Source organism: Nonomuraea sp. NPDC050451, from assembly GCF_044458585.1.
In genome coordinates, this window is sequence record NZ_JBITHZ010000057.1 from 1 (window position 1) to 19,328 (window position 19,328).

Consider the following 19,328-nt stretch of genomic DNA (forward strand, 5'->3'; position numbering starts at 1 on the left):
ACCAACATCGCAGCCGCCACCGACCACTACCGCAGCCACCCCACCGACGGACTGCAGCTACTCGGGCTCACAACATGAGAACGCATCGGCCCTGGCCGCGTGTCAGGCCGTCCACGGCCGCAGTTTGTTGGGATTGCGTACGGCCCACAGGTGCTTGATCCGATCGCCTTCGACCTCGAACGCCATCACCGCCACCGTCTCGCCGTCCTGCTGGCCCACCAGGCCGGGCTGACCGTTGACCGTGCGCTCCAGGATCACGAGGTCGGGTGCCAGGTCGGCGATCTCGACCAGGTAGCGCGCGATCAGCTCGCCGCCCTCCATCGGGCGAAGCATGGCGCTGACCAGGCCGCCGCCGTCGGCGATCCCCCTGGCGTCGGGGGCGAGCAGGCCGATGAGGGCGTCGATGTCCTTGATCTCCCAGGCCCGCTTGAAGTCCCTGACGATGTCGGCCTGCCGGGGCTCCGGCGTCACGGACTTCTGCGACTCGCGGATGCGGCGGCGGGCCGAGGAGGCGAGCTGGCGGCAGGCCGCCGGGGTACGGCCGACGACCTCGGCCACCTCGGCGAAGGAGTAGCGGAAGACGTCATGCAGGACGAACGCGACGCGCTCGGCCGGGGTCATCGCTTCGAGCACGACGAGGAACGCCATGGTGACGGACTCGTCGAGGGTGATCCGGTCGGCGGGGTCGCCCGGCCGCGCGCTGATCCACTCCGTACGATCGGGCAGCGGCTCCGGAACCCATTCGCCCACGTAGCTTTCGCGGCGGACCCGGGCCGAGCCGAGCAGGTCCAGGCAGATGCGGCCGGCGACCTTGGTCAGCCAGGCGCCGGGGCTCTCGATGTCCGCCTGCTGCTGCCGGGTCATGGCGTACCAGCGGGTGTAGGTCTCTTGCACGACGTCCTCGGCGTCGGCCAGGGAGCCGAGCAGCCGGTAGGCGAGATTGATCAGCTGACGCCGCTCGCTCATGATCGCGCTCAGGCTCGGATCGAGCCGGTCGTCTCCTGGCTCGGATCGGGTGGTCATGATGTGCCGTCTTTCCTTGTCTCAACCGCTCTCACCACTACGACGAGACACTGCCGTGAAATGTCAGGTCGGCGCCTCGCCTGACATTCCACGGCGCCTTGTCGTCGTACCTCGACACCGCCCGCACGCGAATCGGGTTCGTCGCCCGGCACACGATGGCCACCAGAGTGCGCGGGGAGTTCGGCGAGTTCGAGGGCGGCGCGTACCTGGACGGCGACGACCCGTCGAAGTCCCGCGTCCGGCTCACCATCAGGGCAGAAGCATCCAGACCAACAATGCGCAGCGTGACGACTACCTGCGCCGCACGTTCTGCACGTGTACCGGCTTCGGGGTCACCGGTGCCCTGACCATCCGCGGCGTGAGCAAGTTGGTGACCGTGGACGTCGAGCTGACGGGCGTCGAGGACGACTATGGGGTTCGCTTCCGGGGCGGCCTCACGGTCAACCGCAACGACTGGGGCGTGAACTGGAACGCCGCGACCACGATCATGGTCAGCCCGACGGTGATGCTGGAGTTCGACGTCGCCGCGATCCGCCGGTCCTGACAAGGGCTCGTCGCGCCATCACCGAGGCGTTCTCACCGCTGGATCTCCTTGTCGGAGCCGGTGGCCACGATGCGCAGGGCGCACAGCGTCAGGTAGTGCCTGTCGTACGAGCCGAGGCCGAGGTAGGTCTCCAGCGGCGCCTGCTTCAGCAGATCGAGGACGGCGGAGATGTGGCGCGCGTGGGCGGCCTGCCGGACGAGTTCGGCGTTCGCGCCCGAGCGTCGACCGCGGGGCGTCCGCAGGAACCTCTCGTGGGCCTCGGCAAGAGCGGCGATCTCCTGCGGGGTCGGCGGCTCCGGCGCCGGAGGGGCCGCGTCCCGCCGTCCGGCCTTTCTCAGGATCCGCTCGATCTGCGGGGCGACCTGGGGTCGGAGACGGTCGGGGCAGAGTTCGACGAACCGTCGCGCCCGGTCCGCCTCGTTCCGCCACGCGTACAGGATCGCGATCTCGCGTGACAGCCCGGGGACGTGCACGCCCTCGGGGTCGCTCGCCCTCACCCGCTCGACCACCTCGCCGGCGAGGCGGAGCAGGTCCTCGAAGGTCGCGGTGTCGGGTGGCGGCCACGCGGGCGGGTCGGCCGGGCGCGGGGTGCTGCCCCGGAAGGATTCGACCAGTTCGTCGAGGGGAGGGGTGGCTCCGTCCGCGGCCGCGGCGGCGTTCGGAAAGATCTCCAGGCCGCCCCAGCGCACCGGCCAGGCGAAGCGGCCCTCCACCGACCAGGTGAGCAGCGCGTCGAGGTCGCGTTCCCGGCCGGGAGGGGCGATCACCAGTCCGGGCTCGAACGCGACTCCCCAGGTACGCGCGTCCAGCGCGAATGCGGGATGGGGCTCGAAGTCCACATCGTCCTCGGCCAGCGGATTCGCCCCGGGCGGCTGCCGCAGGAACTGGAACGCGCCGACCACCTCACCGGTCTCGGCCCTGACGAACCGCAGCCCCGGGATCGTCCCGCTGCCCTCGTCGTGCGAGGTGACGATGACGAGCACGTCGTCCGCGCCCCACAGCACCCCGTCCACGTCCTGCGGCACCTCGACCACCCGCAGTCGCTCGGGGCGTTCACCCAGATCCCAGATCTCGACCCGGCCCTCGTCGGTCAGGCAGGCGGCGCGGCCGCCGTCCGGCGACCATGCCCAGGCGGTGAGGTCGGGCGTGTCGTACCCGGTCGGGCTGAGCGCCAGATCCAGATCGTAGTGGCGCTCGCCGTTCGCCTTGACGATGCTCACGCCGTCGTCGAGCACCACGACCGCCAGCCGTCCGGCCGGGCCCCAGGACAGCAGCTCGGCACTCGGGCAGGCGTGCACCGCCACCGGCTCCCCGGTCACCGCGTCGCTGATCATCAGCTGACCGTCCCGCTGGTGGGCCAGGTGCCGTTCGTCCGGGCTCCAGGCCGGCGGCGGGCCGTCGAGATCGTGGGTTTGCCTCAGCCAGACGACCCTGCGCGCGGCGACGTCGATGGAGCATGACCAGCCGGACGACGCGTATCCGTAGACGTGCTCGCCGTCCTTCGACCACGCGGACCAATCGAGGCAGAGCGGCTCCCCGTCGAGCACGGCGAGCATCTGCTCGGACAGCGACTCGACCGGCACCAGGTCCTCGACGTCCTCGGCATCTTCGGCGTCATCCAGTGAGACGAGCCGGCCCCGCTGCTCATCCCGGTACCACCCGCCCCACATCATCACGCGCTCGCCGTCGGGCGCGAAGGCGAAGCACGGTCGAGAATCGCTCACGTTCACCTGGGCGATCGGCTCGCCCGCCGACTCCTCCGGGTCGCCGAACGATTCCCAGACCCCCACCATCGACTTCTCATGCACCACCGCGACCCGGGAGGCGTCAGCCGACCACTGGATCATGTGCCGATCGCTCTCCCAGCCCACGCCGCCCGGAATCCCGTCTATGACGTTGACGCAGCGGCCGGTGGCGACCTCCCAGATCTGCAGCACGCCGCCGTCGTCGAACTTCTCGCCGACCGCGCTCCCGGCTGCCAGGTACCGGCCGCAGGGGCTGAGCGCGTGCGTCAGCACGTTGGCCCGGTGCGTGTCGGCATGGCGGAGCACGGCGCCGTACGCCTTGATCTTCGCGGTCGCGTAGCGGTGCGCCTCGGTGATGCCGTGCGCCCGTTCCAACGCAGTCAGCGCGTCGCGAAGCGGCGGCAGGTCGCGATCGGGCATGAACCTGGACCAGTCGACGGCACCCAGTACCTCCAGTGCCGTGCCGGGATCCGCGGGGAGCTTGCCAGGAATGATCACGCCGCCAGACATTAACGGACATCGGCGACCGCTGGCGTGGTTACCTCGACGCACCCGCTTGTGGGTGGCTCCAGCCAGGATCCTGTGCTCACCCGTCGGTCACCGATACGGCGGCGTTTTACGCTACTTATAATGAATATAGGATGCGTAAAACGACTATGAGAGGACAGCCTGTGAAGCTCGTGATCTTCGGGGCCAACGGCCCGACAGGGCGGCTCGCCACCGCCCAGGCGCTCGCCGAGGGCCACACCGTCACCGCGGTCACCCGGCACCCGGAGGCGTTCCCCCTCAGCGATCCCGCGCTGGACGTCGCGAAGGCGGACGCCTTGGACCCCGAGGCGGTGGACCGGGTGGTGGCCGGGCACGAGGCGGTGATCTCGACGCTCGGCGTCCCGTACGGCTCCGAGGTTCCCACCCCGTTCTCCCGGTCCGCCGAGAACATCGTCGCGGCCATGGCCGCGCACGGCGTCCGGCGCCTGGTCTGCGTGACCTCGACCGGCGTGCCGATGAAACCCCCGCCCGGCGAGACCCTCGTCTACCGCAAGGTGATCGTGCCCATGCTCCTCAGAATGGGGCGCCCGCTGTACGAGGACGCCGCCCGCATGGAAGAGCTCGTGTCCCGAACCGACCTCGACTGGACCGTCATCCGCCCCTCCGGCCTGTTCGACGGCGACGCGGTCACCGGCTACACCGTCGGCGCGCCGCAGATGGTCGGCCGGTTCACCTCGCGCCGCGACCTGGCCGACGCGCTCATCCGCGAGGCCGTCGAGGATCGCAACGTCCGCTCCATCATCGAGGTCATCACCACCGAGGGCACGCCGAGCGTCTACCGTGTCTTCCTGAAGGAAGCGCTCCGCATCGGCAACGGCAGCGCTTGATCGCGACCCACAGCAGGGAGGACGCGAGGACCTGCCGTTCCCGCCAGGTGACCGGGCAGTCCTGGCCCACCTGGAAAGAGCCGATGCAGAGCGCCGGCTGGAACGGCTACGACGGCCATACCTGACCGGTGGGCGTTCAGTCCAGCAGATCGCCAGGCGTAGCGCTTTGACACCCCTTAGGGTAACCGCTATCTATTGGCTAACCGTTAGGGGGATGGATTGCTGCCAAATGCTCGGCCGCGGCAGAGTGGCGAGTCGGACCGGAGCGGTGCCGGGGAAAGTCCGCGCAGGCGGCGCCGCACCGGAGCCTCCGACGGCGCCCAGGCGATGGTCCAGCGCCCGCAGCCAGGCCGTGACAGGTTACGGAGATCCGGCGGCCAGGGGCAAGGCGGCCCCGGCGGTCCGGGTGACGACGGTCCCGGGGGACAGGGTGGACGGCCGGACGAGGACGGCGGCCGCCCGCGCCGGACCGGCTGGAAGCGGTTCATCCCCAGCTGGAAGGTCGTGGTCCTCGCCTTCACGGTGCTGGCGGCGGGCCTCTTCGGCATGATCATGGTCGCGTACGCCAACACTCCGCTCCCTCTGGCGACTCAGCAGCAGGCCGTCGAGCAGGGCAGCATCATCTACTACCGGGACGGCAAGACCGAGATCGCCCGGCTCGGCACCAAGCGTGAGATCGTCCCGATCACCAAGATCCCACGGCATGTCCAGGACGCCTTCATCGCCGCCGAGAACCGCACGTTCCGCACCGACCCGGGCTTCTCGGTGTCCGGCATCATGCGGGCGGCGTGGAGCACGGTGACCGGCCAGCAGGTCCAGGGCGGCTCGACGATCACGCAGGAGATGGCGCGGGCCTACTACGACGGCCTCAGCCAGGAGCGGACGATCCAGCGGAAGGTCAAGGAGATCTTCGTCTCCATCCGCGCCAGCAAGGAGATGTCGAAGGACGAGATCCTTGCCAACTACCTCAACACCATCTATTTCGGCCGCGGCGCGGACGGCATCCAGGCCGCCGCCCAGGCGTTCTTCGACAAGGACGTCGACAAGCTGACCCCCGCCGAGGGTGCCTACCTGGCGGGCCGGATCCAGAACCCGGACGCCTTCGACAGGGCGGAGGCGAAGAAGAACTGGGCGCCGACCCGGGAGCGGTTCGCCTACGTCATCGGCGGCATGGCGATCGTCGACCCGGCGAAGTACGGGCAGCTGCCCAAGACGGCGAAGTTCCCCAAGCTCGCCAAGCTGGACAAGAAAGAGACTCTCAAGGGCATCAACGGCTACATGGTCGACATCGTGCAGCGCGAGCTGGAGCAGCGGGGGATTTCCCGCGAGAAGCTGCGCAGCGACGGTTTCCGGGTCACGTCGACGTTCGACAAGAAGCTCATGCAGGCCGCGAAGAAGGCGGTGGAGAGCAACCTCGCCGCCCTTAATGACAAGCACATCCGCGCGAACATGGCCGCCGTGGACCCGCGCAACGGCCGGGTGATCGCGTTCTACAGCGGCCGCGACTACCTGAAGAGCTTCACCAACAACGCCTTCGACGCCTACAAGCAGGCCGCGTCGGCGTTCAAGCCGTACGTGCTGGCCGCCTGGCTCGAGAACGGCTACAGCCTCAAGAGCTACGTGTCCGGCAACGGCCCGGTCACGCTGCCGGGCACCAAGCCGATCGGCAACTCGCACAACATGGGCGCGGCCGTGGAGATCGACCGGGCCACCGCCGAGTCGGTGAACACGGCGTTCGCCACGATGGCGCAGGAGGTCGGCCTGAAGAAGGTCGAGAGGATCGCCGAGGGTGCCGGGATCAACAAGAAGAACCTGGCGGACGCCGTCAAGGACCACGCGTACGGCATGTCCATCGGCGCCGGCCTGGTCACCCCGGTCGAGCAGGCCGCCGGGTACGGCATCTTCGCCAACGGCGGCGTCCACCACGACGCGCACGTGGTCGTCTCGGTCAAGACGTTCAAGGGGATGACCGTCATGGAGGAGGTCGGCGTGCCCAAAACGGTCATCAGCCCGGACAGCGCCGCCGACGCCACGTACGCGATGCAGCAGGTGGTCAAGAACGGCACCGCCGAGGGCACCTCGCTGCCCGGCGGGCGGCCGATCGCCGGCAAGACCGGCACCAACAACGAGAACAAGGAAGCCTGGTTCGTCGGATACACCCCGCAGCTCTCCGCGGCCGTCGGGATGTACAAGGAGATCCCGCAGACCGACCCGAAGACCAAGAAGGTCTTGAAGGACGCCAACGGCTTCCCGTTGCCCAAGGAGGTCTCCCTGGGCAACATCCAGGGCGCCGGAACGCCCACCAAGGTCTGGCGCGAATTCATGACGATCGCGATGGACGGCAAGCCGGTCGAGCAGTTCCCGGCGCCCACCTTCGGCGGCCAGCAGCACGACCTGGTCCAGAAGCCGACACCCAAGCCGACCCAGGACCCGTCCACCGAGGACCCGCCAGCAGAGGACCCGTCCGCCGACGACGACGTCGGCGACGACCCGTTCGACAACGGTGAAGACGAGACCACGGACGACGTCACCACAGGGTTTCGGCGTTAGGAGAGTGGAGTGCAGGACGCAGTGCTGGCGATGCTCGCCAAGGAGCCGTCGCACGGGTACCACCTGCACGCCCGGCTGCGGCGGAGTCTCGGGCCGCTGGGTGAGTCGATGAATCGTGGTCAGATCTATGTGACGTTGGCCCGGCTGGAAAAGGCGGGGCTGGTGGTCGGTGAGCGGGCCGATGGCCTGCCTGAGCGGCCGGAGCGCAAGGTGTATGCGCTGACGCCGGCCGGGCAGCGGCGGGTGGCCGCCTGGCTGGCCGAGGTGGGCTGGCCGAAGCCGGATCTGGCGGAGTTTCATCTCAAGCTTGTCGCGGCCGCCGCGGGCCGGCTGGCCGACCCGGTGGAGCTGGTGGCGGCGCAGCGTCGTGAGTTGCTGCGCCGGTTGCGTGAGGCGCAGCAGGCGGTGCTGGCCGAGCCGGCGGGTTCGGGCGCCGCTCTGTTGCTGGAAGGGGTCGTGTTGCGGCTGCAGGCGGACCTGCGCTGGCTGGCGGCCTGTGACGTGGCCTGGTCTGAAGGGGGGAGTACGTGGAGAACGCCGTGATCCAGACCCGTGGCCTGGTCAAGCATCATGGTCAGGGGCAGAGCCGGGTTCGCGCGGTCGATGAGGTCGACCTGGAGGTGCCGCAGGGGCAGATGCTGGCGGTGATGGGGCCCAGTGGCTGCGGGAAATCGACTCTGTTGCACCTGCTGGGGGGCCTGGAGCGGCCCACTGGTGGGCAGGTGTGGCTGGCCGGGCGGCGTATCGACGTGCTGAGTGAGCGGGCTCTGGCGCGGCTGCGGCGCCGGTCGGTGGGGTTCGTCTTTCAGGCTTTCCATCTGGTGGAGGAGTTGTCGGCGGCCGAGAACGTGGAGTTGCCGGTGCTGCTGGCTGGGCGTTCGCGGCGCGAGGCCAGGCGGCGTGCGGGCCTGCTGCTGGAACGGGTCGGCCTTTCCGACCGTGCGCGGCATCTGCCTTCGCAGCTGTCGGGCGGGCAGCGTCAGCGGGTGGCCGTCGCTCGGGCGCTGGCCAACGACCCGCTGCTCGTGCTGGCCGATGAGCCGACGGGCAATCTCGACACCGCGGCGACCCTCGAGGTGCTGAGGATCTTCGAGGAGCTGCGTTCGGCGGGCCAGACTCTCGTGATCGTCACGCATGACGAGCGGGTGGCGGCCACCGCGGACCGGTTGGTCTCGATGCGTGATGGCATGTTCGTCGACGATACCCGGCTGGCCGGGACCGGCACGGGGCGGCTGGGCGACCTGATCGGGTTGGAGGGCTGAACGGCGTGGGACGTATCGTGCTCGTCGTCCGCCTGGTCCTGGCCGATGTGCGCCGGCATCAGGTTCAGGCGGCGATGCTGGTGCTGGCGGTGACCGCGGCGACCGCCACCCTGGCGTTGGGTCTGTCCTTGCCCGGCGTGAGCGACGCGCTGTATGAGCAGACCCGCGTGGCCACCGCCGGGCCGGACGTGGTGGCACTGTCCGGCGAGACGGGCCCCGCCGTGACCTCGGCCCTGGCCTCGCTGGCGGACGCTCCCGACGTGGTCGCCCACCATGGCCCCTATCGCGTCGTCTACGCCAACCTCACCGCAGGTGACGCCACCTCCAACGTAGTGGTGCACGGCTTCGCCGAGACACCCGGCGCGGTCAACCGGCCGCTGGTGACCTCGGGCCATTGGGTACGCTCCGGCGGCACGGTCCTCGAACGGGGCTTCGCCACCGCGCTGGGCGTCGGCGTCGGCGACCGCGTCACCATCGCCGGCCGGTCGTTCCCCGTGGTCGGGACCGCTGTCACCGCGGCCACCTCCATCTACCCCGGGGCGGCGCAGATCGGCCCGGGCGGCGGCCCCAGCGACTACAGCGGCCTGGCCTGGATGACCCGATCCGATGCCCGGACGCTGGCCTCGTCCCACGATCTCCCGGTGACCTTGGCCGTGGATCTGAAGCTGCGCGACCCCGCCGCCACCGAGGCCTTCATCGACGCGCACCACCTCTCCACCGTAAGAGTCACCTTCCACTCCTGGCAGTTCAGAGCCCAGCGGGACATGGCCATCCTCAGGGTCAGCCAGCCGATCCTGGTCGTCGGCAGCTGGCTACTCAGTTTCCTGGCCATCACGGGAGTGGCGGCGCTGGCCGCCGGACGCGCCGTCGAGCAGACGCGCCGGGCCGGACTGCTCAAGGCGGTCGGCGCCACCCCCGGCCTGATCGCCGCCGTCCTGCTCACCGAATACCTGGCGCTGGCGCTGCTGGCCGACGCACTCGGGCTGGCGCTCGCCCGCCTGGCCGAGCCCGCCATCGCCAGCCCCACCGCCAGCCGGATCGGCGAGGCGGCCGGGCCGACCGGCGCCACCATCGCCGCGACGACCGTCCTCGCCGTCGCGGTGGCGGCGCTGTCCACCCTGCGCCCCACACTGCGGGCCCTGCGCACCGCGACCGTCACGGCCTTGTCCGCCACCGCCCACCAGCCCCGTCACCGACCCTGGCTGACCGCGCTGTCCGCGCTGCTGCCCACCCCGCTGCTGCTCGGGCTGCGCCTGACCGCCCGCAGGCCGGGCCGCGCCGTGCTGCAGGCATGCTCCACCGCCACCACAGTGATCACGATCATCGCCCTGCTGACCCTCTACGCCCAGCCGGAGAGAGGCTACGGCCTGAACGGCTCCTCCGCCCTGCCCAACCTGCGAGGCGAACACGACCGCCAACTGATGCTCGCCGTCACCATCCTGCTGATCGCACTCGCCGTCGTGAACACCATCACCTTCACCTGGACCACCGCCATCGAGGCCCAGGCGAACATGGCCATCGCCCGCACCCTCGGCGCCACCCCCGGGCAGATCTCCGCGGGCCTGTCCACCGCCCAGCTCCTGCCCGCCCTGCCCGGCGCCCTCGCCGGCGTCCCCCTGGGCATCGGCCTGTACTCGCTGTTCGCTCTCGCGAACGCGACCACACCGCCCGTCTCCTGGATGCTCGCCGCCGCACTCGCAGCCCTTCTGGCAACAGCGGCACTCACCGCCCTGCCCGCACGCCTGGCGGCCCGGCGGCCCGTGGCACAGACCCTCAGCGCAGAAACAGCCTGACCGACACTACGAAGGGTTGTCCCGTAGCCAGGTCAGGACCTGGCCGGCGTGCTCGTTCGGCGGGAAGATCGGGTAGAAGACGTGCTCGATCGCGTCGTCCCGGATGATCAAAGTAAGCCGTTTGTACAGCGTCCGCCCGCCGGCCTCGAACGTGGGCAGGTCGAGCGCTTGGCCCAGGCTCCGCGCAGGGTCGGAGAGCATCTGGAACGGCAGGTGGAGCCGCTCGACGACCTCGCGCTGATAGTCGGTGTCCTGGCTCGACAGGCCGAACACGCCGGCCGCCCCGGCGGCGAGCAGGTCCTGGTAGTGGTCGCGGAAGGCGCATGCCTCGGGGGTGCAGCCGCGCGCTCCGGGATCGAGTCCCAGCCATCGGGCAGGTCGGTGCCCGGGCGGCCGGTGAGCGGGTAGATGTAGATCACCGTCCGGCCCGCGCCGAGCGAGTCGAGGCGGATCGTCGCGCCGCCGGTGCCCTGGAATTCCAGACGCGGCACCTTCATGCCCGGCAGATGAGCGGCCGCGCCGTCGTCCTCGGGGACGGGCAGGTCAGCGGGCAGGCTGGCGTAGTCAGTCATCAGGTCCTCTCCTTCGTCGGCCGGTGAGACGCGGCTGTTGCGGTGGGCGGCCTCCCGCAGGTGCGCGATCAGCACCGCCCGGCGGGCCAGCTCACTGATCCGCATGTCTCACCTCGAAGAACGCTGAACCTTGCCCTTGAGGGTAAGGTCAAGCCGAATGGAGGACGTCCCCGCGGGCCCGCTCCTGTGTGACGCGGCGGCGCCGGGTCGGCAGTCCGAGCGTCGGGTTGGCGACGCCCCAGGCGGCGCTCTTGCAGATCAGCTCCTTGTAGACGGCGGCGAGCCGGCCGGTCAGGACCGCCTGCACGGCGCGGTCGTCGGCGGTGACGTACTGGATCAGGCCTTCCTTGCGGCCCAGCGAGATGCACTGGTTGAAGTAGCGGATCGACACGTTCGGGAGCTTTCCGCCGGTCAGGCGCGCCGCGATCGCGTCGGCGGCCTGCCACGCGGTCGGGGTTCCCGAGGCGCACGACATCCGCAGCGGTTTGTCGCCGGGGCCCGTCACCATGGCCGCGTCGCCGATGGCGTACACGTCCGGGTGCGAGACCGAGCGCATGGTCCCGTCGACCACGATCTGGCCGCTGCCGGTGACCTCCAGGGCGGTCGCCTTCGCGATCGGGTGGACCGCGAAGCCGGCGGTCCACACGGTGACCGCGGCCGGGATGGCCTCGCCGTCGGCGGTGGCGACGCGGTCGGCTTCGACGGCGGTGACGGCGGCGTGCTCGTGCACGGTGATTCCGAGCTTGCCGAGGACCTTGCGCAGGTGCTCGCGACCCTTGGGGGAGAGCCAGTCGCCGAGGCCGTCTCGGGCGGCGAGGGCGACGTCGAGGTCCGGGCGGGCCTCGGCGATCTCGGTCGCGGCCTCCAGCCCGGTGAGGCCGCCGCCGACGACGACCACGCTCTGCCCGGCGTCGAGGTGGGTCAGACGCTCGCGCAGCCGGAGTGCTCCGGGGCGGCTGGCGATCTCATAGGCGTGCTCGGCGGTCCCGGGGACGCCTTGGGCGTTCCAGCGGCTGCCGAGGGCGTAGACGAGCGTGTCGTAGGGGAGTTCTTCGGCGCCGTTCGCGTCGGTGACGGCGACGGTCTTGCGGTCGACGTCGACGCCGGTGACCTGCGCGAGCCGCAGCTCGACGCCGGTGCGGGCGAACATCTCGCGGAACGGCCGGGGCTTGAGGTCCTGGCCGGTGGCCAGCTGGTGCATGCGGACGCGCTCTACGAAGTCGGGCTCGGCGTTGACGAGGGTGATGGCGACGTCTTCGCGGCGCAGCCGCTTGGCGAGGCGGCCGGCGGCGACGGCTCCGGTGTATCCGGCTCCGAGGACGACGATGCGGTGCTGCATTTCCTGCTCCTGTCTTGTGCGGTTGCCCCTTGAACCGGGCAGCCCGCCGTTTCCTGACAGGAACGCGGTGTGAAGCACCTCACATATCGATCAGAGGCCGTCGAACAGGGGCTCGCCGTGGTCGGCGGCCGCCCATTGCGCGGTCGCGCGTTCGAGCTTGTCGGGGTTGACCTGGTTGCGGAGCGCGGTGATGCCCTCGGCGGTGACCTCCAGGCACATGATGGCGACGACCCGGCCGTCCACGACGGCCACGACGGCGGGGTCGCCGTTGGCGGTCCAGGCGTATATCGCGGGCGAGCCGCCGACGATGGCGCGCTTGGCCTCGGCGGGCTTGAACAGGCCCCGCAGGAACTTCGCGACCGCGATGGCGCCCTCGAACGCCTTGGCGTGTGCCGGGACCTTCCCGCCGCCGTCGCCGATGGAGGTGGCGTCCTGGGTGAGCAGGCGTACGAGCGGCTCGGTCTGGCCGCTGGTGGCGGCCGCCAGGAACTCCTCGACGATCCGCCGGGCGGCGGCCGCGTCGATCTCGGTACGGGCCCTGCCGTCCGCGACGTGCTTCTTGGCGCGGTGGAAGATCTGCTGGCTGGCGGCCTCGGTGATGTCGAGGATCTCGGCGATCTCCCGGTGCGGGTAGTCGAAGGCCTCCCGCAGCACGTACACGGCCCGCTCGTTGGGGGAGAGGCGCTCCATGAGGGTGAGGACCGCGTACGAGACCGATTCGCGCTGCTCGGCGGTGTCGGCCGGGCCGAGCATCGGGTCGCCGGCGAGCAGCGGCTCGGGTAGCCATCGGCCCACATAGGTCTCGCGGCGGGCCCGCGCGGAGGTGAGCTGGTTGAGGCACAGGTTGGTGAGGACCTTCGTCAGCCAGGCCTCGTGGACCTCGATGCGGTCGACGTCGGTGGCCTGCCAGCGCAGGAACGTCTCCTGCACGGCGTCCTCGGCCTCCGCGGCGGAGCCGAGGAGGCGGTAGGCGATGGCCTCCAGGCGCGGCCTGGACGCCTCGAACCGGTCGACGTCGTCCATGGTCAAGGGCATGGCGCCGATCTTAGCCCGCGCGGCGCCAATCGGCCCCGGCCCGGATCGAATGATCCTGGGCCGGGGCCCTCCCGTCGATCAGTTCGACGTGCCGGCGAACATGCCGGGCTCGTAGGAGCCTCCCTGGGTACGCACGATGACGCCGAGCCGGTTGGCGGCGTTGATCACGGCGACCAGGTAGACCAGCGCGGCGGTCTGGTCTTCGTCGTAGTGCTTGCGCACCTGGGCCCAGGTCTCGTCGGACACGCCTTGGTGGGCGTCGGCGAGCCGGGTGCCCTCCTCGGCGAGCGCCAGCGCGGCCCGCTCGGCCTCGGTGAACACGCTGGACTCGCGCCAGGCGGCAACCAGGTTGAGCCGGACCGCGGTTTCCCCGGCGGCCGCGGCGTCCTTGGAGTGGTAGTCGACGCAGAAGCCGCAGCCGTTGATCTGGCTGGCACGCAGCATCACCAGGTTCTGGGTGGACTTGGGCAGCGTCGACTGCTCGATGGCCAGGCTGACGTTGTAGAACCGCTTGCCGAGTTTGACGCCGAGCTCGTTGGCGTTCAGGATCATACGGGCTTCCATGACTTCGTCCTCACTTGTGGAGTTGCACACCGCGCGGATCGTTCGCGCGGCGTCCTGACGGCATGGAGATGCCGGCGACCCGGTCCTTGTGACAGCTCGCTGATGTGACGTGCGCCACTGGGCGCGCGTGTCACCAAGCGGCGGAGACCGGCGTCATGTGCGCGTGGCGTGGTCAACAGGCCTATAGGGTTCTCAATCGACGAGGAGGAATGGGATGTCATATCCGGACCCTCTCTACCTGGGTGACAAGGGAGAGATCACCGGCAGGTTCCAGACTGCGGACACCGCGCCGGACCTGGTGATCGGCGGGCGTACGAGGGTGCACTACCTGGCCACCGGCGCGAGCACGGGCGGCCAGTACGGGCTCTACCGGTGGGAGATGGGTGCCGAGCCGTCCGGGGGAGGGGCCCACTTCCACAAGACCTTCTCCGAATCCTTCTTCGTTCTGAGCGGCACGGTCAGCCTCTACAACGGGGAAAACTGGGCCGGCGGCTCGACAGGCGACTTCCTCCATGTCCCCCCAGGCGGGATTCACGCGTTCCGCAACTCGGACGGGCCGGCCACGATGCTGGTGCTGTTCACCCCTGGCGCTCCTCGCGAGGCCTACTTCGAGGAGCTCGCCGAGATCGTGGGGAGTGGGCGGCAACTCAGCGAGGAGGAGTGGACCGACCTGTATCGCCGCCACGACCAGTACATGGTCTGACTCGAACACGTTCTGGAGGAGCGGCCGCGTCGGGGTCGTCTCCCTATGGCTGGAGCCCGTCGAGCATGACGGCCGGCGGGGCGCTCGGGCCGGCCCTGATCATGAGCTCCTGACGGGCACGGTATGCCCCTCTCCTCTCGACGACGGGCCGCGCAGGAACGGCAGCACCGCAGGCAGCACATCGGCCGACCTGTCCCAGCAGCCCTTGTGATCCGCGTCGGAGACGGACACGAAGTCGGCGCCAGAGCGCTCGGCGAAGGTCCGCATCGGCTCGTGCCAAGGGTCGGCCGTGCCCGCGTACAGCAGTATCGGCACGCCGGAATCGGCGAGTTCCCGCTGCAGCCCGGGTTCGCGGGAGAACGCCTCGTAGTTGGCCCGGAAACCGGCAGGGTCGCCCGCCTCGATCAGCGCGGCCTGATAGCGATCGGCTGCGGCGCCCTGCTTCATCAGATGGTAGGCGTCGGTGTCGGCGGGCAGACCGAGCAGGCTCAGCGTGGGGCCGATCGCGGAGCGGAAGCCGTCGATCGGATCGAAACCGCCGGCCACCAGGCAGGTCAAGCGGTCGGGCGCGTGAGCGGCGACCGCATAACCCGTCATGGCGCCGAGCGAGTATCCCCAGAACGCGGCCCGTTCGACGCCCACCGCATCCAGCACTGCGGTGACAGAGTCCACCCGCCGTTCGAGCGAATAGTCCTCGGCCTGGTGCGGCGCGTCGCTGGCACCCAGGCCGAGCGGGTCGACGGCGATCACGGTGTAGGCGGACGTCAGCGCGGAGGTGTAGCCGCTGTACGCCCAATGCGCCCCGTCCTGGAACATTCCCGGATGAAGCACCACCGCGGGGCCGTCGCCGGATACCTCGTACGAAATCTTGAAACCGTGGCTGCGCGCGATGGGCACGTGTCGTTCCCTCACCTGTTCGCGAGGACCCTGCGCCTGTACGCAGGACCGTTACGATTGGTAACGGGACCAATCGTGGCGCATGCTCAGAAAGCTCGAAAGAAGGCACTTTCTTGTCGCAACGGAACACCGCGGTAACAGACCAGCTCAGGCCCGAGACGTCGGGACCAGGCCCCGACGATTGCCCGCTACCCGAGGTCCTGGCCTTGATCGGCGGCAAGTGGAGCGCTCAGGTGCTGGTCGAACTGGGCGAAGGTCCACGCCGATTCACCCAGCTGGAGCGCGCGATCGCAGGCATCAGCCGCCGGATGCTGACCGTGAGCTTGCGCGACCTCGAACGCAACGGGCTCATCACCCGGACCGTGTATCCGGATTCCCCACCGCGGGTCGAGTACGCCACCACTCCGTTGATCGAAGACATACGCGAGCCCCTGGAAGCGCTCACGGCGTGGGCCCGGCTCGCTGCCCCCGCCATCACCGCGGCCCGCCGGGCCTACGACGGCACGGCTGCCGCACGTTCCTGAAGCACAGCCAGGCAGCTGAGATCGGCAACCGCCGGGCTCGCGTCCAGGTCGACATTTGTCGTGATCCACGAGGCGCCGGAGGCAGCGGACTCCGGCGTCGCGGGTTGCGTCAAAGCGGTGCGCGGGCGGAGTTACCGTCACGCGTTCGTCGGATCCCCTGGTCCTTTTCCTCCTGCTCCCTGGGTGCGGCCCGGCAGGCACCCTCCGGCGCCTTAAACCTCCTTCGGTGGGTGGTCGGTCAGAAGCGGAACGCCTCGACGAACCGGTGGAGAAGCGCGGGATCGCCTTCCACCCGCACGCTGCCGTCGGCCAGCGCTTGGTCGGGGGTCTTGGTGCCGGTCATCAGAGCGTGGATCCCCTGATCGTTCAGCCTCTCGACGACGAGGTCCGGGGCGGGGTGCGGGCCGATGCCGACCGTCAGAGTGCCGTCGGTGATCTGGACGCGGAGGGTGAAGTCGCCCATGCGGATCTCGTAGCCGGCGGTTGCTCCCTGGGCTGCTTCCGGCCGGTACGTGGTGCGAAAGGCCATGGCGACCGACTCGGCGGTGATGACTTCGCCGGCGCGCGGCTCGGTCATGGCCCGGGCGCCCCAGCGGCCGAGCGCGATCAGCGCCGGTTCGAGGTCGCGTCCGTAGTCGGTGAGCTCGTAGACGACCGCGCGCTCGGGGTGTGGCAGCGCGCGGCGTACGGCCAGTCCCGCCTCCTCGAGTTGCTTGAGGCGGGCCGACAGGATGTTGGTCGGGATGGTGGGCAGGCCCTTGTGCAGGTCGGTGTAGCGCTGGGGCCCGGAGAGCAGGTTGCGGACGATCAGCAGGGTCCAGCGTTCGCCGATCATCTCCATCGCGCGGGCCAGGCCGCAGAACTGTCCGTACTCACGAGCCGCCATGCTGCAGATCCTACCGCGAACTTCAATTGACAAAGCATGCTTGCAAAAGACAAGCTTGCTGCATGACCGCACCAGCCAAGGGCAATCCGGCCAGCTACTTCCCAGCCATCGAGAAGAAGTACGGGCGTCCCGTCCAGGAATGGATCGACCTCATCAACTCCTCCTCCCTGACCAAGCACATGGAACTTGTCAGCTGGCTCAAGTCCGAGCACGGCCTCGGGCACGGCCACGCCAACGCACTGGTCGCCCACACCCTCGCCGGCGGGAAATAGCACCCCCTGCGGGGTGTCAGCGCAGGTCGGCGGCTACATCGATGGATTCATCGCCGCTGCTGCGGGCCTCGCGCGAGCACGTAGACGAACAGCACCGCCATCACCACCGCGCCCGCCCACATGGCCTGCTGCCAGCCGGCGACGAAGGACTCCTGGGCGGCTCGGATCAGCGCCTGCGCCTGGGGGCCGACCCCGTCGGCGGCCGCGAGGGCGTTGGCGATGCCCTCGCGGGCGGTGTCGGCGGCGGCGTCCGGCACCCCGTCGAGCCGGGAGTCGACGGCGGCGCGGTAGCCGGCGGTCAGGACCGCTCCGAGCAGCGCGACACCGAGCGCGGTGCCGAACTCCCGGGTGACGTCGTTGAGCGCGGACGCCACGCCTTGACGCTCACGCGGCAAGGCGGTGGTGATGGCCTCGGTGGAGGGCGTCATCGTCAAACCCATCCCGAGTCCCATGGCGAGCATGCCGGGCAGGATCGAGAGGTAGCCGCCGTCGACGGAGACGAAGGTGGCCATGAGGCCCAGCCCCGCGCCGCCCAGGAAGATCCCTGAGGCCATCGTCGAGCGGCTGCCGATGCGCGCGGCCACCTGCGGGGCGAGGCCGGAGGCGAGCATCATCAGCAGCGCCATCGGCATGAGCGCCAGGGTGGAGCGAAGGCCGGACCAGCCGAGCACCGCCTGGAAGTACGGGAAGAGGACCACGAAGATCCCTGCCTGTACGCCGAAGACCGTCAGGAGCGACACGGAACCGCTCGCGAGACCTCGCTCGCGGAACAGGCGTACATCGAGGAGCGGAGCCCGTACGCGCAGCTCCCAGGCCACGAATCCGACAGCGGCGACGACGCCGACGAGGAGGCCCACAAGCGTCGCGGGCGCCGTCCAGCCCTGTTCGGGGCCCTCGTGGAGGAAGAAGACGAGCCCGACCACCGCGACCACGGACGACAGCGAGCCGACCGCGTCGAACCCGTCGCCTGACGCCTCTCGCGAGTTCGGTACGGATCTCAGCGTCATGACGACGGCGACGACGACGAGCACGACCGGCAGGACGAACAGCCACCGCCAGTTCGCCAGGTCGACCAGGACGGCCGACAGGTACATCCCCAAGATGCCTCCACCACCGGCGACGCCCGTCCACACGCCGATCGCCTTGGAACGTTCCTCGTCCGGGAAGGTCGAGGTGATGACGGCGAGGGTGGCAGGCATGATCATCGCTGCGCCCACGCCGCTCAGGAAGCGCGCGGCGAGCATGATCTCGGACGACGTGGCAAGGCCGGCTGCCGCGCTCGCCGTCCCGAAGACGAGCAGGCCCGCGAGCAGCACCGGCCGGCGGCCCCACCGGTCGCCCATCGCGCCGAGCGGCAGGAGCAATGCGGCCAGGCTGATCGTGTAGATGTTGATGAACCACAAGACCTCGGTCTGCGAGGCGTCGAACGCGACGGCGAGCTCCGGCTGGGCGACGTTCAGCCCGGACACCGAAGCGATGACCGCCATGAGCGCGACGCACACCCCGGCCAAGATCGTACGTCGTTGTCGTGGGTCCTGGATGGTCGGGTTCGTACGCATGGGACTCCTTTCAAGCAAGGGATTACCGGCGCCGGGTGGCGCGCACGACGACGTCGTGGAGAGGGACCGCTCGACCCCCGTCGCCGGTGAGCGTGCGGAGCTGCTCTTCGGCGGTGACGATCTCCCACTCCATGTCGTCCATGCGCGCGGTGACGGCCGCGGAGGTGGCCGACGCTTCGGCGGGAGGGTGGTGCCCGTGGCCGGTGGAGCCCGGGGTGTGCAGGTGCCCCACGATGAGCAGCGTGCCGCCGGGAGCCACCCACCCGGCGATGCGGTCGTAGAACTCCAGCTGGGGCATCGCCGGGTGGGCGTAGTGGGTCATGACCAGGTCGAACTGAGCGTCCGGGTTCCAGACGCTCAGATCCGCCTCAACCCACCGCAAGCGCTCAGAGGCCCCGCTCGTCGCCGCGCGCTCGGCGGCGCGGGCGAGGGCCTCGGACGAGATGTCGGCCGCGGTGACGCGCCAGCCGCGGGAGGCGAGCCAGATCGCCTCGGCACCGGCGCCGCACCCCGCGTCCAGCGCCGTGCCCGGTGTCAGGCCGCTGGTCTCACGAGCGAGGTACGGGTTCGGCGGGTTGCCGCCCATGGATCCGGGACTCCCAGCTCGTCCCTGCTGCCAGTGCTGCTCCCAGAAGTCCTTGTCGAATTCGTACGTCATAGGTCGTCCCTTCGTTCGCGATGATG

General features: G+C 69.9%; 18 protein-coding genes and 1 pseudogene. 9 read left to right on the forward strand and 10 right to left on the reverse strand.

Annotated features, from left to right (window positions below; all coding sequences use genetic code 11):
• Positions 1-102: 102 nt before the first annotated feature.
• On the reverse strand, positions 103-1,023 hold the full coding sequence (sigJ, locus tag ACIBI9_RS63110; protein ID WP_397237955.1) for an RNA polymerase sigma factor SigJ: 921 nt from the start codon (positions 1,021-1,023) through the stop codon (positions 103-105).
• Between the two features lie 155 nt (positions 1,024-1,178).
• Here sigJ and ACIBI9_RS63115 point away from each other — a divergent pair.
• Positions 1,179-1,567 (forward strand): annotated as a pseudogene (locus tag ACIBI9_RS63115) (YceI family protein).
• Between the two features lie 32 nt (positions 1,568-1,599).
• On the opposite strand, the gene ACIBI9_RS63120 reads toward ACIBI9_RS63115, so the two are convergent.
• Positions 1,600-3,810: a WD40 repeat domain-containing protein gene (locus ACIBI9_RS63120; RefSeq protein WP_397237957.1), complete on the reverse strand. Its 2,211-nt coding sequence runs from the start codon at positions 3,808-3,810 to the stop codon at positions 1,600-1,602.
• 173 nt (positions 3,811-3,983) lie between these two features.
• Between ACIBI9_RS63120 and ACIBI9_RS63125 the strand changes: the two genes are divergently transcribed.
• From ACIBI9_RS63125 to ACIBI9_RS63145, 5 genes are all read left to right on the forward strand, one after another.
• Positions 3,984-4,688, forward strand: a complete 705-nt coding sequence (locus tag ACIBI9_RS63125; RefSeq protein WP_397237959.1) for an NAD(P)-dependent oxidoreductase — start codon at positions 3,984-3,986, stop codon at positions 4,686-4,688.
• A 327-nt stretch (positions 4,689-5,015) separates the two neighbouring features.
• Positions 5,016-7,238 (forward strand): transglycosylase domain-containing protein, encoded by a 2,223-nt coding sequence (locus tag ACIBI9_RS63130; protein WP_397237961.1) that lies wholly within the window; start codon positions 5,016-5,018, stop codon positions 7,236-7,238.
• A gap of 9 nt (positions 7,239-7,247) precedes the next feature.
• Positions 7,248-7,781 carry a PadR family transcriptional regulator gene (locus ACIBI9_RS63135; RefSeq protein WP_397237963.1) on the forward strand — a complete coding sequence of 178 codons (534 nt, stop codon included), beginning with the start codon at positions 7,248-7,250 and terminating at the stop codon, positions 7,779-7,781.
• Positions 7,766-8,500, forward strand: a complete 735-nt coding sequence (locus ACIBI9_RS63140) for an ABC transporter ATP-binding protein (protein ID WP_397237965.1) — start codon at positions 7,766-7,768, stop codon at positions 8,498-8,500. Before ACIBI9_RS63135 ends, ACIBI9_RS63140 begins: the two co-directional genes overlap by 16 nt.
• 5 nt (positions 8,501-8,505) lie before the next feature.
• On the forward strand, positions 8,506-10,293 hold the full coding sequence (locus ACIBI9_RS63145; RefSeq protein ID WP_397237967.1) for an FtsX-like permease family protein: 1,788 nt from the start codon (positions 8,506-8,508) through the stop codon (positions 10,291-10,293).
• Between the two features lie 6 nt (positions 10,294-10,299).
• Here ACIBI9_RS63145 and ACIBI9_RS63150 read toward each other — a convergent pair whose 3' ends face one another.
• The 4 genes from ACIBI9_RS63150 to ACIBI9_RS63165 all read right to left on the reverse strand — a co-directional run bounded on the left by ACIBI9_RS63150 (position 10,300) and on the right by ACIBI9_RS63165 (position 13,803).
• On the reverse strand, positions 10,300-10,770 hold the full coding sequence (locus tag ACIBI9_RS63150; protein WP_397238055.1) for a peroxiredoxin: 471 nt from the start codon (positions 10,768-10,770) through the stop codon (positions 10,300-10,302).
• Between the two features lie 243 nt (positions 10,771-11,013).
• Positions 11,014-12,204 carry an NAD(P)/FAD-dependent oxidoreductase gene (locus tag ACIBI9_RS63155; RefSeq protein ID WP_397237969.1) on the reverse strand — a complete coding sequence of 397 codons (1,191 nt, stop codon included), beginning with the start codon at positions 12,202-12,204 and terminating at the stop codon, positions 11,014-11,016.
• A 90-nt stretch (positions 12,205-12,294) separates the two neighbouring features.
• Positions 12,295-13,239, reverse strand: coding sequence for an RNA polymerase sigma-70 factor (locus ACIBI9_RS63160; RefSeq protein WP_397237971.1), 945 nt, complete (start codon positions 13,237-13,239; stop codon positions 12,295-12,297).
• 78 nt (positions 13,240-13,317) lie between these two features.
• Positions 13,318-13,803 (reverse strand): carboxymuconolactone decarboxylase family protein, encoded by a 486-nt coding sequence (locus ACIBI9_RS63165; protein ID WP_397237973.1) that lies wholly within the window; start codon positions 13,801-13,803, stop codon positions 13,318-13,320.
• Between the two features lie 214 nt (positions 13,804-14,017).
• Between ACIBI9_RS63165 and ACIBI9_RS63170 the strand changes: the two genes are divergently transcribed.
• Complete coding sequence (locus ACIBI9_RS63170) at positions 14,018-14,506, forward strand: cupin domain-containing protein (protein WP_397237975.1); 489 nt, start codon at positions 14,018-14,020, stop codon at positions 14,504-14,506.
• A gap of 99 nt (positions 14,507-14,605) precedes the next feature.
• Here the strand turns inward: ACIBI9_RS63170 and ACIBI9_RS63175 are convergent, their stop codons facing one another.
• Positions 14,606-15,403, reverse strand: coding sequence for an alpha/beta fold hydrolase (locus tag ACIBI9_RS63175; protein WP_397237977.1), 798 nt, complete (start codon positions 15,401-15,403; stop codon positions 14,606-14,608).
• 206 nt (positions 15,404-15,609) lie between these two features.
• On the opposite strand from ACIBI9_RS63175, the gene ACIBI9_RS63180 reads away from it, so the two are divergent.
• A complete protein-coding gene (locus ACIBI9_RS63180) occupies positions 15,610-15,927 on the forward strand; it encodes a winged helix-turn-helix transcriptional regulator (RefSeq protein ID WP_397237979.1) in 318 nt (105 codons plus the stop codon).
• A 238-nt stretch (positions 15,928-16,165) separates the two neighbouring features.
• Here ACIBI9_RS63180 and ACIBI9_RS63185 read toward each other — a convergent pair whose 3' ends face one another.
• A complete protein-coding gene (locus tag ACIBI9_RS63185) occupies positions 16,166-16,813 on the reverse strand; it encodes a winged helix-turn-helix transcriptional regulator (protein ID WP_397237981.1) in 648 nt (215 codons plus the stop codon).
• A 62-nt stretch (positions 16,814-16,875) separates the two neighbouring features.
• Here ACIBI9_RS63185 and ACIBI9_RS63190 point away from each other — a divergent pair, with 62 nt between their 5' ends.
• On the forward strand, positions 16,876-17,085 hold the full coding sequence (locus tag ACIBI9_RS63190; RefSeq protein ID WP_397237983.1) for a DUF4287 domain-containing protein: 210 nt from the start codon (positions 16,876-16,878) through the stop codon (positions 17,083-17,085).
• 47 nt (positions 17,086-17,132) lie between these two features.
• Here ACIBI9_RS63190 and ACIBI9_RS63195 read toward each other — a convergent pair whose 3' ends face one another.
• Together ACIBI9_RS63195 and ACIBI9_RS63200 are read right to left on the reverse strand one after the other, a co-directional pair.
• Positions 17,133-18,644: an MFS transporter gene (locus ACIBI9_RS63195; protein ID WP_397237985.1), complete on the reverse strand. Its 1,512-nt coding sequence runs from the start codon at positions 18,642-18,644 to the stop codon at positions 17,133-17,135.
• 22 nt (positions 18,645-18,666) lie between these two features.
• On the reverse strand, positions 18,667-19,302 hold the full coding sequence (locus ACIBI9_RS63200) for a class I SAM-dependent methyltransferase (protein WP_397237987.1): 636 nt from the start codon (positions 19,300-19,302) through the stop codon (positions 18,667-18,669).
• Between the last annotated feature and the right edge of the window lie 26 nt (positions 19,303-19,328).